Origin of the sequence: [Flexibacter] sp. ATCC 35103 (assembly GCF_001975985.1) — a bacterium.
Classification (GTDB): Bacteria; Bacteroidota; Bacteroidia; order Flavobacteriales; family Flavobacteriaceae; genus Flavobacterium.
This window is the reverse complement of record NZ_MTQF01000003.1, coordinates 864,821-882,078: the sequence shown is the minus strand read 5'-3', so window position 1 is coordinate 882,078 and position 17,258 is coordinate 864,821. Positions and strand designations below refer to the sequence as shown.

At 32.6% G+C, this 17,258-nt stretch carries 13 protein-coding genes; 9 read left to right on the top strand and 4 right to left on the bottom strand.

Going from position 1 to position 17,258, the window contains the following annotated elements; translation table 11 throughout:
* Positions 1-368 precede the first annotated feature (368 nt).
* Positions 369-1,886 carry a helicase HerA-like domain-containing protein gene (locus BXU01_RS08035; protein WP_083692680.1) on the top strand — a complete coding sequence of 506 codons (1,518 nt, stop codon included), beginning with the start codon at positions 369-371 and terminating at the stop codon, positions 1,884-1,886.
* 198 nt (positions 1,887-2,084) lie between these two features.
* Here BXU01_RS08035 and BXU01_RS08030 read toward each other — a convergent pair whose 3' ends face one another.
* Entirely contained in the window at positions 2,085-3,428 is a 1,344-nt protein-coding gene (locus BXU01_RS08030; protein ID WP_055093621.1) for an NAD(P)/FAD-dependent oxidoreductase, read from the bottom strand.
* 443 nt (positions 3,429-3,871) lie between these two features.
* Here BXU01_RS08030 and BXU01_RS08025 point away from each other — a divergent pair, with 443 nt between their 5' ends.
* The 6 genes from BXU01_RS08025 (at position 3,872) to BXU01_RS08000 (ending at position 8,881) form a co-directional block, all read left to right on the top strand.
* Positions 3,872-4,465, top strand: coding sequence for a GNAT family N-acetyltransferase (locus tag BXU01_RS08025; protein WP_083692679.1), 594 nt, complete (start codon positions 3,872-3,874; stop codon positions 4,463-4,465).
* Between the two features lie 68 nt (positions 4,466-4,533).
* Positions 4,534-5,076 (top strand): HD domain-containing protein, encoded by a 543-nt coding sequence (locus tag BXU01_RS08020; protein ID WP_083692678.1) that lies wholly within the window; start codon positions 4,534-4,536, stop codon positions 5,074-5,076.
* Between the two features lie 76 nt (positions 5,077-5,152).
* On the top strand, positions 5,153-5,959 hold the full coding sequence (locus BXU01_RS08015) for an AraC family transcriptional regulator (protein WP_083692677.1): 807 nt from the start codon (positions 5,153-5,155) through the stop codon (positions 5,957-5,959).
* Positions 5,960-6,046: 87 nt separating this feature from the next.
* Entirely contained in the window at positions 6,047-7,555 is a 1,509-nt protein-coding gene (locus tag BXU01_RS08010) for a serine hydrolase (RefSeq protein ID WP_083692676.1), read from the top strand.
* A 1-nt stretch (position 7,556) separates the two neighbouring features.
* Positions 7,557-8,057: a nuclear transport factor 2 family protein gene (locus BXU01_RS08005; RefSeq protein WP_255373721.1), complete on the top strand. Its 501-nt coding sequence runs from the start codon at positions 7,557-7,559 to the stop codon at positions 8,055-8,057.
* A 377-nt stretch (positions 8,058-8,434) separates the two neighbouring features.
* Entirely contained in the window at positions 8,435-8,881 is a 447-nt protein-coding gene (locus BXU01_RS08000) for a hypothetical protein (RefSeq protein ID WP_083692675.1), read from the top strand.
* 196 nt (positions 8,882-9,077) lie between these two features.
* Here the strand turns inward: BXU01_RS08000 and BXU01_RS07995 are convergent, their stop codons facing one another.
* Positions 9,078-11,468, bottom strand: coding sequence for a penicillin acylase family protein (locus BXU01_RS07995; protein WP_083692674.1), 2,391 nt, complete (start codon positions 11,466-11,468; stop codon positions 9,078-9,080).
* 116 nt (positions 11,469-11,584) lie between these two features.
* Between BXU01_RS07995 and BXU01_RS07990 the strand changes: the two genes are divergently transcribed.
* Positions 11,585-13,141: a hypothetical protein gene (locus BXU01_RS07990; protein ID WP_083692673.1), complete on the top strand. Its 1,557-nt coding sequence runs from the start codon at positions 11,585-11,587 to the stop codon at positions 13,139-13,141.
* A gap of 210 nt (positions 13,142-13,351) precedes the next feature.
* On the top strand, positions 13,352-15,163 hold the full coding sequence (locus BXU01_RS07985; protein WP_083692672.1) for a hypothetical protein: 1,812 nt from the start codon (positions 13,352-13,354) through the stop codon (positions 15,161-15,163).
* A gap of 55 nt (positions 15,164-15,218) precedes the next feature.
* Here BXU01_RS07985 and BXU01_RS07980 read toward each other — a convergent pair whose 3' ends face one another.
* On the bottom strand, positions 15,219-15,665 hold the full coding sequence (locus BXU01_RS07980; RefSeq protein ID WP_083692671.1) for a YMGG-like glycine zipper-containing protein: 447 nt from the start codon (positions 15,663-15,665) through the stop codon (positions 15,219-15,221).
* A gap of 308 nt (positions 15,666-15,973) precedes the next feature.
* Positions 15,974-17,251 carry a kynureninase gene (gene kynU / locus BXU01_RS07975; RefSeq protein ID WP_083692670.1) on the bottom strand — a complete coding sequence of 426 codons (1,278 nt, stop codon included), beginning with the start codon at positions 17,249-17,251 and terminating at the stop codon, positions 15,974-15,976.
* Positions 17,252-17,258 lie beyond the last annotated feature (7 nt).

Sequence of the window (17,258 nt, the reverse complement as noted above, 5' to 3'; positions counted from 1 at the left end):
TAATAGTTTTAAATAATTTTTATTTTTTAGTTATATTTAACTTGTAGAGGAGCAAATTTATACGTTTAGTTTAAATAAAAAAACTTTTTTTAATTTAATTGAACGAAATTTAACGTCAATTTAAAAAATATCTCATTAAATTGCCGGCATCATTTTTTAGATAAAACAAAAAACGGGACGATTAATGGGAAAATTACAACGTTTTAGTAAATATTCAAACATTCCTTTGATATCTTCTTAAAAAGTTGCGAAATAATTTTTTATATAATTTTCAATCAAAAATAGTTTTTTCCTACTAAAAAAAATGAGCTTAAAATGTTAAAAAACCAAGCAATACTCTTATAATCATCTAAATTACAAATAAAAACATGAATAATAAAGAAAATTTCATTCAGGATATAAACAATGGTTATACATCAAAAGGGGATAGCATAATACTGGGAGGAGCCATTTTTGATAGGGAACCACTTGCTGAAGCTCATGTCAAAATCCCATTAAAAACCTTAAATCGCCACGGACTTATAGCCGGAGCAACCGGAACAGGAAAAACCAAAACTATTCAGGTGTTTTCAGAACAGCTCTCAAATGCAGGAATTCCAGTTTTGATGATGGATATAAAAGGGGATTTTAGCGGAATTGCTAAAGAAGGTAAAGAAGAAGGCTTTATTACAGAACGACATGCAAAAATAAATATACCTTATAATATAGCATCATTTCCTGTTGAACTAATGTCTTTATCAAAACAAAACGGAGTTCGTTTACGAGCTACTGTTTCTGAATTTGGACCTGTTCTATTTTCAAGAATTTTAGATTTAAATGACACACAAGCCGGGGTTGTCGCAGTAATTTTTAAATATTGCAACGATAACAATATGCCTTTATTAGATTTAAGAGATATTAAAAAGGTTATCAATTATATTACCGAAGAAGGCAAGGAAGAAATCTCAGCAAATTATGGCAAAATTTCGACTGCAACTACAGGAACTATTTTAAGAAAAATAATAGAATTAGAACAACAGGGCGGTGATTTGTTTTTTGGAGAATTATCATTTGAAATTGATGATTTAATGCGAATTGATGAAAACGGAAAAGGATATGTAAACATCATCCGTTTGACAGATATACAAGACAAACCAAAATTATTCTCGACTTTTATGTTGAGTTTATTGGCTGAAATTTATCAGCAAATGCCTGAAAAAGGAGATGTTGCACAACCTGAATTGGTCATATTTATAGACGAGGCTCATTTGATTTTTAATGAAGCAAGCAAAGTATTATTAGAACAAATTGAAACGATTGTAAAACTAATACGTTCTAAAGGTGTTGGTATTTATTTTGTAACTCAAAACCCAATGGACGTTCCAAGTGGTGTATTGGCTCAATTAGGTTTAAAAATTCAACATGCTTTAAGAGCTTTTACAGCAAACGATCGTCAGGCTATTAAAAAAACAGCTGATAATTATCCTATTTCACAATATTATAAAACAGATGAATTATTGACCAGTTTGGGGATTGGTGAAGCATTAGTTACAGCATTAAACGAAAAAGGGATTCCAACGCCGCTTGTCGCTACTATGATGCGTGCTCCAATGAGCCGAATGGATGTTTTAACTTCTGACGAAATAGAAGCCATAAACAGCAAATCGAAATTGGTTAAAAAATACGCCGAAGAAATTGATCGAGAAAGTGCGTATGAAATCCTAAATAAAAAAATTGCAGATGTAGCGCAGGCAACTGCTGAACAAGAGCAACAAACACCAACGAGATCTTCAAAATCTGAGCCAAGCACAACAAGTGTAGTAACAAAATCAGTTTTGAAAGTCGTAACGAGTGCTACTTTTATCCGTGGTGTTTTTGGCGTTTTATCCAAGATATTTAAGAAATAATGTAAATAAAATCCAACCATATAAGCTATATAAGTCAATATAAAACTTTGCGTATAAATTGAATAAACTCATATCGCTATTCTTGTTTAAAAAGTTTTATTGTATAATAAACAAAACCCTACAGATTTTAAAAATCTGTAGGGTTTCCTATTTATAAATTAAATGAACTTATATAACTTATATGGTTCAAAAAAAACATTACGCTTTTTGCAACAGCTCAAGAATCTTGTTTTCGATTTCAGGAGTGTTCCAGATATTTTCGATATTTTCTGTTCTTAAAACTTCTTCCATAATTCCGTTTTGAAAATCTCCAATAGCTAAAGCTTCGGCATATGGCCGATCACTAAAAGTTACACGACTGTAAAGCGGAATCCATTTATCAGGATGTTTATCAGAGAATGTTTTTTCAATTTTCTTTTGCAGTAAGAATTTCTCATCAGCCGTTTTAGTACTCATTTCCATAAAATTTCGATACGAAAGTTCTGCAATTGCATCAGCATTTGGTTTACGTGAAATTTCATATTCTGAGAAAATTTTCTTCCAATCGTCTCCATACTTTTCGATCATTTCATTTAAAACCGTGATATCCTCAAAACCGGCATTCATGCCTTGTCCGTAAAACGGAACAATCGCGTGACAAGCGTCACCAATCAAAGCAATTTTGTTTTCATATGTCCAGGGAAAACATTTCATGGTTACCAAAGTACTTGTTGGATTCTTAAAGAAATCTTCTGCTAATTTTGGAATCACTTCAATCGAATCCGGGAAGTTTTTCTCAAAGAAATCTTCCACCATTTTTCGATCTGTAAGTGATGCAAATGAATTTTCACCCTCAAAAGGCATAAATAATGTACACGTAAAACTTCCGTCTAAATTAGGAAGCGCGATTAACATGTACTCGCCGCGTGGCCAAATATGAAATGAATTTTTATCCAGTTTATGAGTTGCATCAGCGTTTGCAGGAATATTCAATTCTTTATATCCCATATTCAAAAATTCCTGAGAATAATTAAACATGCTCTGACGCTGCATTCTATGACGTATTCTTGAAAAAGCACCATCGGCACCAAAAACCATATCATATTTTATCTCTTCCCACTCGCCTCTTTCGGTTTCACCAATATGCAAAGTTGCATCACTAAGCGTTACATCCCAGATTTTTTGCTCGAAGTAAAATTCTGCTCCGGCTTGTTCAGCAAGATCAATCATTTTACGGTTCAGTGTTCCTCTGGAGATCGAATAAATCGATTCACCTTCCTGCCCGTAGTTCTGAAAATTGAGTTTATCGACCAAATGAATTGCTCGTTTATCCATAGGAATCGCAATTTCCCGTACCGAATCGCCAACTCCAACGCCATCAAGCGCTTTCCATCCACGATTAGACATCGCTAAATTTATAGAACGACCCGAAAAATTAATTTTACGAATATCAGGACTACGATCATAAACATGAACGGTGTGACCTGCTTTTTTGAGATAAATTGCCAATAGTGATCCTACCAATCCAGAACCTACAACAGCAATTTTTAGTGGAGTTTGCATCAAGAAAAATCTAAATATAAGATCGTAAAAATAAGTAATAATTCTACAAGAGCTTAAAAATAAAGGAAATATTTATGATTAATATGGCATGTCCCGCTCATCCCGAAGCCTCGGGAGCGGGTCGGGCTTTCGGCTTTATTCCCTATTAACAAAAACTACGGCTAAAAGCCTTGTTTTTCTAAATAGCGAGATACCGCCTCTATCCCTCATGCGAGTCTCATTTTCATAACAAATTCCATTTTTTAATGATTTATTAGAAATATAGAAAAGCCTATTTTCGCTTTATAAGAAAAAAAATCAGCACATGAATCTGACGGATTAAACAGATTTATGCAGGTTTTTTTATAAAACCCAAAACCGCATATCTTAAGAAATCAGTGTTCATCCGTTCAATCCGTCAGATCTGTGGGCAATAACCAAACTACTTCATTTAAATAAATACCATGAAAAGCGAACTATTACAATCCGATATAATTCTTGAAAACGAAAAAGTATTATTACTCCCATTTGAAAACGAAAGAAACATCGAACTCAAAGAAATTATTTTTGATGACGAAATCTGGAAATACATGGGAATGTATATTAGAAATGATTCAGATTTTGAAAATTATATCCTAAACACCTTAAAGCAAAAAGCAGACGGAATTTGTTATCCGTTTCTAATTATAGACAAAGCAACAAACAAAGTTGCCGGAAGTACCCGTTACGGATACCTAAATCACGCAAGTCAGAAATGTGAAATTGGCTGGACCTGGTACGGAAAGGAATTTCAGGGAACTGGCTTAAACAAAGCCTGCAAATACGAATTACTAAATTTTGGTTTCGAAAGCATTCAATTTAAAAGAATACAATTTAGCGCCGATCTTGAAAATAACAGATCCCAAAGGGCGATTGAAAAACTGGGTGCTTTAAAAGAAGGAATTTTTAGAAACAACTATGTAGACTCTGAAGGAAAAAGTAAAGATGATGTTTATTATAGCGTGATTTTAGAAGATTGGAAAAATACGAAACAAAAGCACTTTCCTGAGTTTATCTAAACCTCTATTAGTTCTTGTCATAGAAAAAAATAGTATTTTAGCTTATTCTAAAAACTATTCTATTTACGATGCAATTACAAGCTATATATCAAAACACTATAAAATTTGCTGCTAAAAAACATACTGATCAAAATCAGGTAATTCCTGGTACTAATTTGCCTTATGTGGTTCATTTAAGTAATGTCGCAATGGAAATTATAATTGCTTCGCAAGAAACAAAACAGTTTAATACTGCATTTGCCATTCAAGTTGCACTACTCCATGATATACTCGAAGATACAGAAACTACATTTGACGAACTTGCAGATGAATTTGATGAAGAAATTGCCCAAGCAGTTCTAGCCTTAACAAAAAATGCTGAAATTGCTAAAGAAGAGAGAATGAATGATAGTTTAAACCGAATTAAAAAATTATCAAAAGAAGTCTGGGCGGTTAAATTAGCCGACAGAATAACTAATTTGCAAATTCCGCCTGAAAACTGGAGTACTGAAAAAATAAATGAATACCATAAACAAGCCTTACAAATACTAACTACATTAAAAGGTGGAAATGAATATTTAGAAAAAAGATTATCAGAAAGAATTCAAAATTACTTAAAATACTGTCAATAATACTTCATCGCAAACAATAATAAAATAAGACGTTCAAAGATAACAACAACAAGTCAACAATAAACTTACTCTCAAAATGAACCTATATTCAGAATATTATGTAAGTGAAATTTGCGAACGATTTGTAAATAAAATTTGGTGTCTTGATAACAGTATTGGCGAAAGTCTCATCGAAAACAAACTTGTTTTACCCAATGGCTGTTTTAATCTGGCTATCGTGAGCGGGAATGCTATAGAAGTGCATACGAGTAAACAGAAATATGAAATGAACGAAGGTTTTTACTTTTGTTCTCAAATGACCAATAAAGTTTTAGTACATATTGAGCCCAAAACTAAAGTCACTATAATTCAATTGCATGCGTCGACACTTTCGATGTTTCCTAGTTATGATTTGAGTAATTTTAGTGATTCTATTGTCAAAATTAATCCCACAGAATTACCTTTTAAAACTACAGTCGACACTAATTTAAAAAGCAATATCGCTTTATTATTAGATACTGTAAATACTTATTTTGAAGAATTAAACACTTTACATCCCAATAAAAATACGGTCGAAAAAATTTGTGAGATTATCAAACTCCATAATGAAGAAATTACAGTTTCGGAAATTGGAAAAATGCTGAGTTCTTCGCAAAGATCACTTCAAATTAAATTTAAAACAGCAACAGGACTTACCATTAAAAACTACATTCAGATTCTGAAATTCAGAAAATCAGTCGATCAAATGGTAAACTCTAATATAGAGAAGCTCAGTTTGACAGAAGTGGCACTTTACAACAAATATTTTGACCAGTCGCATTTTATAAAAAAATTTAAAGATGTAACAAAAACAACTCCGAAAACGTTCAATTCGGATTCCTATTTTCTTTCTAAAAAAAGATAACATTTCGCATTTATACAATTTCGCAAACAATCTTTACTGTAATATTGCAAAATCATCAATCAATCAAATCAATCAAATCAATCAAAAATGAAAATCAACAAATCATTTTTTCAGCTAAAAGCAATTTTAGTTGGAATCCTGCTCATTCAATTCCATCTTGGATTTTCTCAGGAAGAAAAAAATTCAGCATTATACAAGACTATCATGTTAAAAGACAGTCTTTTATTTAATGTTGGCTTCAATACCTGCGATGTCTCACAGTTCGAAAATTTACTAAGCGACAACTTTGAATTTTATCACGACAAAGACAGCATTCAGGATAAAGCTTTATTTCTTAAAAACATTAGAAAAGGCTTGTGTGGTTCTACCAAAACGTATCAGGCCAGAAGAGATCTAGTACAAGGAAGCACTGAAATTTATCCGTTATCTAAAAGCGGAATTTTGTACGGAGCTTTACAACTTGGAATTCATCAGTTTTTTGAACCTGTGCCGGGACAAAAAGATAAATTTGGCAGCACAGCAAGATTTACACATCTCTGGATAATAGAAAATGGCACCTGGAAACTTAGAAGATCTTTTAGTTACGATCATCAGACTGTAAATACTGCCGGAACTAAAGCAAGTATTTTTGACAATGATCCGGAAATTGAAAAATGGCTGAAACAAAATAATGTTCCTGCTCTTGGAATTGGAATAATTAATAACGGAAAACTACAGCAAATAAAAGTATTTGGCGAACTCAAAAAAGGAGTTCCAGCGCCATATAATACGATTTGGAATGTAGCTTCACTGACGAAACCTGTAACGGCAATCGTGGCGTTGAAACTGGTAAGTTCAGGAAAATGGAATTTAGATGAACCATTATATAAATACTGGACTGATCCTGATATTGCAAATGATCCTAATACCAAATTATTAACAACAAGAATTATTCTAAGTCATCAAACTGGTTTTCCTAATTGGAGATCTATGAACGAATCCGGCAAATTAGATTTTAAATTTAAACCCGGAACAAAATATCAATATTCAGGTGAAGGTTTTGAATATCTGAGAAAAGCGTTAGAGAAAAAATTCAACAAAACATTAGAACAATTAGCAGATGAATTAGTCATTAAACCGCTAAAAATGACTGACACCAAATTTGTGTGGAATAACATTACGGATGTTTCAAGATTTGCAATTGGATATGACAACAAAGGAAATGCGTATGAGCCAACTAAAAATAAAACGGCAAATGCGGCTGATGATTTACTTACTACAATTGAAGATTACGGAACGTTTTTATGCAGCGTAATGAATAGCGACGGATTGAGTAAAAAGGTATTCGATGACATGACATCGCATCAGGTAGAAACAAAGAAAAACAAATATTTTGGGCTGGGTTTCGAAATATATGATTTAGGAAATAATGATTATGCTTTATCACATGGCGGAGCAGACGAAGGAGTTCAAACCATTACTTTGTTGCTGCCTAAAACCAAACAAGGCTTGATTATTTTTACTAATGTAGACGACGGTTATAAAGTTTACGAAAAAATAGTGAACCACTATTTAGGCGAAAACGGAAAGAAAATAATTGATATAGAAACGAAATAAAATGGATATTAACAAGAACACAATTATGACTCCCATGATAAATATAATGGTGCTTTTTATTCTATTTTTAAGTAGAGAAGCGACTGGACAAATGAATAATGAGGTTCTAAAATTGAATCTTCTAAAAACTGAAATCATTAAGATGGACAGCTTACTTTTTGATGTTGCATTTAATCAATGCGATGCCGCGCAATTTAAAAGAATAATTGCTGATGATGTTGAGTTTTACGACGACCGTTTTGGCTTAAATGTTTCGAAAGAAAATGAAATTAAATCATTAAACGAAAAATGCATAAGACCGGAAAAGCTTACCAGAAAATTAAATTCCTGCACAATTGACAAATTAGGAGATTTTGGTGCTGTACAAATAGGTGAACATACTTTTTATGTTGACGGTAAACCCGAAGGAACCGGCAAATTTATTCATATCTGGGAACGAAAAGACAAAGACTGGAAACTAAAAAGAATTGTTAGTTATGAGCATCGGCCAATAAAAAAGTAAAACTTGATAATTACTTTAATATTATTATTAATGAAGATTATAAAAATAATGCGATGATCGTGAAACTTATTTAAAAATGATTCGTCTAACTAAAAGACTACGGGATAATCATAAAAAATTATACAGTTTCAATCATCAAATCAAAAACTAATATTCCGTAAAAAACTAATATGTAATAGCGGTAATCTTTATCTTACCAACTCTGACAGTTGTGGTGAAAACCAAAACTATCGGAGTTTTTTATTTTAAAAATGCTTTTCCAATTCCATATTTACCATAAAAAAACTATTTTAGCAGTGCCCAAAAATGATTATTTCAATAACCCAAATCAATCTGATTTACAATCGTTAAAGTTGTAACTAGTATTTAATTGACCTATGAAAAATTTAAAGATTTCCTCTCTTTTAGTTTTATTACTATTCGTATTTATTCCAACTATTTGTATTTCTCAAACTACTGTAAAAACAGTACCAATGCCTACCCAGCAAAACAAAATTATAATCGACAAAATTGTTGAAGCTGCACATTACAAAAACTACGTTGTCGATTTTTGTTTAGAGACTATAAACGAAGCCGCTCAAAAAGAGAAATGGAATGATCAAAAAACAGTCGAAATAACTGAAAGTATTAATTACAAAAATTTCAGAGATGCTGTTTATAATATGTTTGCATTTTACAATGAAATTGAACTGGAAACATTGCTAAATACATACAAACAAGATACAGCATATCGAACTACAAATGTTATGATCGCAAATGATGCTCTGGCTTATAATCTTGAGATTTTTGCAAATGACATTGTTCGGGGAAAATATAAAAAATAAGGTTCTAAGCGACTAAGTTGCTGAGATACTAAGTTTTTTTTGATCTTTGTCAAAGTTTATAACTTAGACAAAGATCAAAAGCTTAAATCTTTGCGATCTGCAGTAAACACAAAAAAACTTTGAGAAAAAACTTTGCGCGCATTCCGATAAACCACACAAGCAAAAACCTGAAACTTGAAACCTGAAACTAAAAAAACTATTCCTTTGCCGGTTTAAAAACCAATTTAGTTGATGTTTTTATAATCTCGTCTTTATTCAGTTTCATTTTTCTGAATTTGCCTTCATTATACATTTCAGCCTGATCATCATAATGTTTACTAAACGGATTTCCGGATTGTCCGGTTGGCAAAATACTCCAGCTATTTTCAATATCCGAGAAATCAACAATTCTTCTGGTTGACGGGCCACCTTTTACATAATATTTACCTTCTTTATTATATCCAAAGAACTGATTGTTTATAACCTCGTTTGATCCCGGAGCTGCAAACGGTCCTACATCAAAAAGCCTGCGTAATGCAGCTATTTTCCCTAATGGATGTTCATGTTCTACAGTATGTACTTTTCCCCAATTCCAATCAGAAACCTGATCTCCTAATTGTTCCTGGAGTTCTTTTACAGATTGATGAAATGATGTTGAAACAATTTCAGTTCTGGTTTCTTTTACATTTTTGGTTTTAATATTATCCCACCAAACCGAATTTTCATTTTCAATTTGTCTTGCAATAATTTGTTTCCCTAAACTGGTTCCTAAATACAGATTAAAATTATCCTCTCCCATTTCATCTTCAAAAGTATTTTTCAGATATAAGTAAATCCATTTATTATAAATCGTTGGGGCAACATCTTCCAGATTATTAGTTCCTTTCCATGATTTTAAAGCCGTAATTACTTCTTTTTCTTTTGCTGAAAGTGAATTGTTATTTAGATTTGAAATCAAACTTTGAACAACATCTGGCGAAACTGGCGATGTATTATCGAAAATCATTTTACTGATTGCTTCTTTGTCCCAGTCAGATTTTGCATCCATTAATGCAGAAATTCTTTTGGCACGATCTTCCGGCAAATAATAACCGGGATATAAATAACCATCAATCGCTTCAGGCTGATTATTAGCTGAATAAACATATCCCCATTTTGGATTTTCGGCAGATGGATTTTTAGAAAAATCAAGATATTCCTTAATATCATCTTTACCGCTTGCTCCATCTAGTATTAAAAATGAATTAACTCCTTTATCATGTTTATAAAGAGTACCTGTTGCCCACCACGCTACATTTCCTTTGGCATCGCCATACATCACATTTAATCCCGGAGCAGCAACTAATCGAACTGCTTTCCTGAAATCTTCTTTGTTTTTAGCATGTGATAATCCGTAAACGGCATCCAGAATCTGAATAGGCTGTTGCGTATAAATCCAGGACATCGCGATAGGATTTTTTTTATCTAATCGTTCTAATAAATCATTCATTACAGGTCCGTGACGACTTGATTTAACAGTAAGAACCACATCTGAAGTATCTTTTACTTTTATCGTTTTTTTTCTGGTTTCGTAAGCTGCAAAACCCGTTGGAGTCTGATATTGATTCGAATCTCCTGCTTTATTCTTTTCCTGATAAAAATCGATATCATCATTTTCGAACATGGTTAATCCGTAAGCATAATCTCGATTGTGTGCCAATAACGGATATGGTGTTCCAGCCAGATAACAGCCATATAATTCAAATTCAGGCGTGATTAAATGTGCCTCATACCAGGTTCCGGGCTGAGAGAATCCAATATGAGGATCATTGGCAAAAATTACTTTTCCGCTTTTGGTTTTATTTGGTCCTGCAACCCAACTGTTGCTTCCCACAAAAGGCGGAATTGGTGAATTGTCTAACAATGCTGCTACAGATTTTGAGATGGAAGTATATTCTTCGATATTTTCTTTTGAACTTTTAATTTGTGTGGTATTAAACTCGCCTTCAATTCCTAAATCTTTCAAATATTCAGCTCCATATTTATTTCGGATATCCGTTAATAAAGGATCCGTTTTTTGAGCCATTGCAAAGCTAAAAGACATGTATCCAAAAATATTATAAACATCTTTTATTGTAAACTTTTCTTTTTTAACGCCCACCAAAGTAAACTCAATTGGCGTTGTTCCTTGTTCTAAATATTGATTAATCCCGTCTAGATAAGCCATTGTCATTTTATAACTCTGACTATTTTTATCCAGTTTCGCAATGGCCTTCGCCGAAGCTTCCTCGATACCAATTCCGGAGAAAAATTTATCATTTTTAAGTGCTACAGATCCAAAAATTTCAGATAATCTTCCTGGTGCAATTCGGCGTAACAATTCCATTTGCCATAATCTTTCCTGAGCATGAACATATCCTAAAGCTGTCATTGCATCTTTTTCAGAATTGGCATAAATATGAGGAACTCCAAAATCATCAAAATATACAGTGGTTTCTTTTTGAATGTTTCTCAGCCTTACCTCTCCTTCATATTTGGGTTTTAAATGAAAGATATACGCACATAAACCAATACCCAGAACAACAATCAATAACAATAAAACCAGCAGAATTTTTTTTATTTTTCTCATATTCAAAATAAGTATAATGATAAAGGAATCTGTAATGATGTAACTTTAAGATTGAATCGTATAAAAAACATCATTTTTAAAAGTCTAAATTTATGTATTTAAAATCAATACAATAAATGTCAATCTACAAAAAAATAGCGATCGGTATAATTTCTGTGTTTCTTTTTGTCATTTTAGTCAATATTGGTCTCAATTATTGGATAAAAAAACAATTACCCATAATTATAAACGAAAAAAACAAGACGGCATATAACATTCAATATGAAAAAATTGAAGTCTCGCTTATTTCCCGAAACATCAATGCTACAACATTATTAGTAAGTCCAAAAAATCAACCAAAAGATAGTAAAAATGGGCTTTTTTCTAAAATTGAATCCATCACGATTAAACACTTTAATATTTGGGACCTTGCTTTTCATGATGTTATTCAGGCCGAAAGTATTATTATCAATAAGCCCAGAGTAATTTTATATAAAAAAGGAGATAAACTTTTAAATAATCGTAAGAGTATAAAGAGTCAGATTATTGAGCCGTTTCGTAAAATCGTAGCTGTTTCGAATATCTATCTAAATGAAGGAACAATCGATGTTGTTTCCTTAGATAACGACAAACCCATTCTAAGCATCAGGAAAGTTATCTTAAAACTGGAAGGTATTCTGCTTACAGACGCTACTTTACAGGAAAAAATCCCAATGCATTTTGACAAATACGTTTTGGTATGTGATAGTTTATATTACAAACCAAGTTCGTTTTATTCTATGACTATTGGTCAAATAAGCACAGAGAATGCCTTTTTAAAAATCAAAAAATTTGCTTATTTACCGGAATTCAGCCGTAAAGTTTTTGTGAGTAAGTTAGACAAGGAAAAAGATATTTATACAATTAAATTAGATTCAGCCCACATCGAAAAAATGGATTGGGGATTCAAAAATGATCAATTTTATTTTAAAGCAAATTCACTTATTGCTAATCATGTAGACGCTAATATTTACCGCAATAAAATTCCGAAAGATGATTTGAGTAAAAAATATCTTTACAATCATTTGTTACGAAAAATCAAGTTTCCTCTTGAAATAGATACCATACAAATTTTAAAATCAAAACTCGTATATGAGGAAGAAATTGATTTCTCGAAAGGTCCGGGAATTTTAAATTTCGACCATTTCAATATGCAGGTTACGAATTTAAAAAGCGGTTTTGGCTTAAAAAAAATGGCCGATGTAAAAATCAAAGTCAATTGTCTTTTCATGAAAACATCACCTCTTGATGTCGACTGGAGTTTTAATGTTCTGAGTCTAAATGACAGCTTTCATATTCAGGGAACGATCTCAAATTTTAATGTTGTAGCAATGGAAAGATTTACAAAACCTTACATAAATACTACGTTTAGCGGAAAATTTAATAAATATCATTTTAATTTTTACGGAAATGATGATACTGCAAAAGGAAATGCAACACTGGATTACGAGAATTTAAAAGTAAAATTATTCAAAAAGAAAAATCGTGAGAAAGAAGCAAAATTAAAAACTGCAGTTGCCAATTTATTACTTAAGAATGATTCTGACGACGAAACTAAAAAGGCAGATGTAGAATTAGACCGAATTCAGGAAAAATCATTCTATAACTTTCTATGGAGAAGCATAGCCGAATCTTTAAAGAAGATTTTAATTTAATGTTTTTCTATTACATTTTTTTTAGCCACAAATTTAATTAGCACTAATTCTTTTAAATCATTACACTAAAAAAATTGGTGCTAATTCGTGAAATTTGTGGCAACCTTTTTATTGACCATATAATTTTCAACTATTTTAAAACCTGATAATTGTCAGCTTTTTTAAGGATTTATTTTCCAACATTTGCTTTTATTTTTAATTTAAAAACAAATGACAAAACTACCTTTACACACTTTTCACATTCCTGTAATGGGGCTTGCCTACACGATCGACAGCCCAATTCGTGTGGCGCAATACGGTATTTCGTCTGTGGTTTCTATTGCTGATGATGATCTGATTGAAAAGATGCGTAACTTTTATAGCACCAAATTCAATATTCCTTATGAGGAAATAACACAAAAGTTTCACGACTACAGAGCCGAAAGAATTACTTCATATCTTAATTTAGTTGATAAAATCGTAAAAGAAAAGTTCGAAAGTTTTAAAACTGAATTAATAGAAAGCAAAGCTGCCGTAGAAAATTATATCACAATGTTGCCTAATACATCAGATATAAAAAAAGGTTTCCAGAGCTTATTAGACGATGGAATCTCTTTTAAAGAAAACATCCAAAATTATATCGAATCGCATCTTTCTCCAGGATTAATTGATGTAAACATCATGACCAAACTGGACAAAGATAATTTTGAAAAGAACGAACAGCTTCCTATCGAATTTAATGATGCACATGCTGCTTTAAGAGGATTCGCAAAAAGTAATCTTGAATCTTCTGTGGTGCTTTCTGCAGGAATGAATCCTCGATTATTTAGCTATTTTGAGAATTTTTCAGATTTTTTTCCAAATTTAAATAATGAGCTGAAAAAGAAAATCATCTTAAAAGTAAGCGACTTCAGATCAGCGATGATCCAGGGAAACTTTTTAGCTAAAAAAGGACTTTGGGTTTCTGAATATCGCATTGAATCCGGATTAAATTGTGGAGGACACGCGTTTGCTACTGACGGGCTTTTGTTGGGACCAATATTAGAAGAATTCAAACAGAAAAAGGATCAGCTTATTCAATCAGCACATGAATTGATGACAAAAGTATTACAGCAAAAACAAATTTACGTACCAGAAAATCCCTTACCGCTTAAAATCACGGTTCAGGGCGGCGTAGGAACTGCTGAAGAACATGAATTTTTATTAGAAAACTACAAAGTAGATTCTGTAGGCTGGGGATCACCTTTTTTGCTGGTTCCGGAAGCCACTTCTGTAGACAAGGAAACGCGTGAATTATTAATGAATGCAAAAGAAGAAGATCTGTATCTTAGTCATATTTCGCCATTAGGAGTTCCGTTTAATACTTTAAGAGGAACAACCAATGAAATTTTAAAACAAAAAAGAATAGACCAAAATAAAGCCGGAAGTTCCTGCCCGAAGAAATTCCTTGCCTTAAGCAAAGAATATGATCCACACGGAATTTGTACAGCTTCGAAAAAATTTCAGGATCATAAGCTTGAAGAATTAGAAAACGTAAAAAATACGATGTCAGAACAAGCATTTGAAAAAGCAAAATTCGCCATTACAGAAAAATCATGTTTATGTGTGGGTTTAGCAAATGCTTCGTATTTAGAGAATGATATTAAAATAAAAGGGCAAGCGCAGGGAGTTGTTATATGTCCCGGCCCAAATATGGCCTATTTTGACCAAGAAGTTTCTTTGGCTGATATGTTGGGTCATATTTATGGAAATAAATCGATTCTGCGAACGGATAACAGACCGAATTTGTTTGTGAAGGAATTAAAAATGTATGTGGATTACTTCAGAAATGAAATTGAAAATAGTTCAGGGGAAATCACCAATTCTCAACTAAAAAAATGGAATACTTTTAAAGCCAATATCCTGGAAGGAATTGAATATTACAATACTTTATTTTCTCCTGCTTTATATTTTAAAGAGGATTTAAATAAAATTAAAAAAGATTTTGAATTTTATAAATTAGAATTATCTAAAATACAAATACCAATTTTAGAATTAGCTTAAAACACAAAACCCCAATTTAAATTAAATCGGGGTTTTGTTTTTATATAAAATAAATCTATTCTTTTTTCTTTTTGCTATCGATAACAGCACCAGTTCCAGTTCCTAAAGCAGCACCTGCTAAACCACCAATAATAGCACCTTCACCTTTTTTCTTACTCACAATTGCCCCGGTTGCAGCACCAACTCCAGCACCAATTACGGCACCTTTAGCAGTAGCACTCCATCCTTTTTTCTTTTGGGTGGTTGTTGTAGTTGCAGTTCCGTCTGCTTGTTGTTGATGTACTACCACAACTTTTTGAGATTCTACTTTTTGTTGCTCTACCTTTTGTTGTTCTTTCAGGTTGGCCATTTCTGTTTTCATTGAATCAATAACTCTTTGTTTATCAATTTCAACTTTCATCGAATCAATGCTAGCTTGTTTTGCTTTATTTAAGTCTTGTTTTCCTTGATTTTGACAAGAAACGATTGATAAAGCGGCGAATAATATATATAAGGCTTTCATGATTGTAGTGTTTTTAAATTATTACACTACAAATTAAAGCATATTCGTTTTGCTGGAGTTACATGATTTAAGCGAAAGGTTACAGAATTTGAAGATTACGCTTAAATTTAGACGCGGATGAAACGGATTGCTGAAGCAAAACGCGGATTTTTTTAATAACTACGCGAAAAAAATCTCGCAAAGTCGCAGAGCCGCAAAGTTTAATTTAGCCACAGATTAAATGATTAAAAAAAATCTGCTTAAATCATTTAAATCTGCCTGAAACAAAAAACTTTGCACCTTCGCGTCTTTGCGAGATTAATTTACTTTTACTTTCCTAAAATTCCTTTTTTGAGGATTTGTCCAAAGTCGTACATATCTTCATACGAACAATATAATGGAACTGGTGCCAAGCGAATAACATTAGGTTCACGCCAATCTGTAATGACACCGTTTTTCATTAAATAATCGAATAAACTTCTTCCTTCTCCGTGTAAAAAAACCGATAATTGAGAGGCTCTTTCTACAGGATTTGAAGGTGTTATAATCTCGAAATTACCTTTTACTTCTTTGTCTATTTCATGTAAAATAAATTCTAAGTATGAAGTGATATGGTCTCTCTTTTTTATTAAAGCATCCATTCCAACTTCAGCAAACATTTCTACCGAAGCTAAATAAGGCGCTAAAGAAAGTACCGGTAAATTACTAATTTGCCAGCCATCGGCTCCGTGAACCGGATCGAAATTAGGTTCCATTTTAAAACGGCGCTCTTTATTATGTCCCCACCAACCTGCAAAACGAGGCAGATCCGGGTTATTATGATGTTTTTCGTGTACAAAACAACCAGAAGCATTTCCCGGTCCTGAATTCATGTATTTATAACTGCACCAGGCAGCGAAATCTACATTCCAATCATGAAGTTCTAATTTAATATTTCCGGCAGCGTGAGCTAGATCCCAACCTACTTTTGCTCCGGCTTTTTGTCCGGCTTCGGTAATGGTTTTAATATCGAAAACTTGTCCAGTATAATAATTTACTCCGCCAATTAAAACTAAAGCCAGTTCATCACCAACTTCTTCAATTTTTGCCAAAACATCTTCAAGACGAATATTGTGTTCGCCTTCACGACGTTTGATTTCAACTATGGCATCTTCTGTTTTATATCCATGAAAATGTACCTGACTCTGAAACATGTATTGATCTGAAGGGAATGCTTTTTCTTCGCAGATAATTTTATAACGCTTGCCTTTTGGCTGATAAAAAGAAACCATCAATAAATGAAGATTTACCGTCAGAGTATTCATAACTGTAACTTCTGATGGTAAAGCACCCACAATTTTGCTTAACGGTTCTGCAAATCTTTCCTGATAATCCCACCAAGGTTTTTCGGCATAAAAATGACCTTCTACAGCAAGATCTGCCCAATCGTTCATTACTTCGTCGATATAAGCTTTGGTACGTTTTGGCTGTAATCCTAAAGAGTTTCCTGTAAAATAGATTACGCGTTTGTCATTTACTTTAGGAAAAAGAAACTGATCCTGATAATGATTTAATGTGTCTTGCGAATCAAGCTCTCGTGCGAATTCGCGTGTATTTTGAAAAGTCATTTTATTT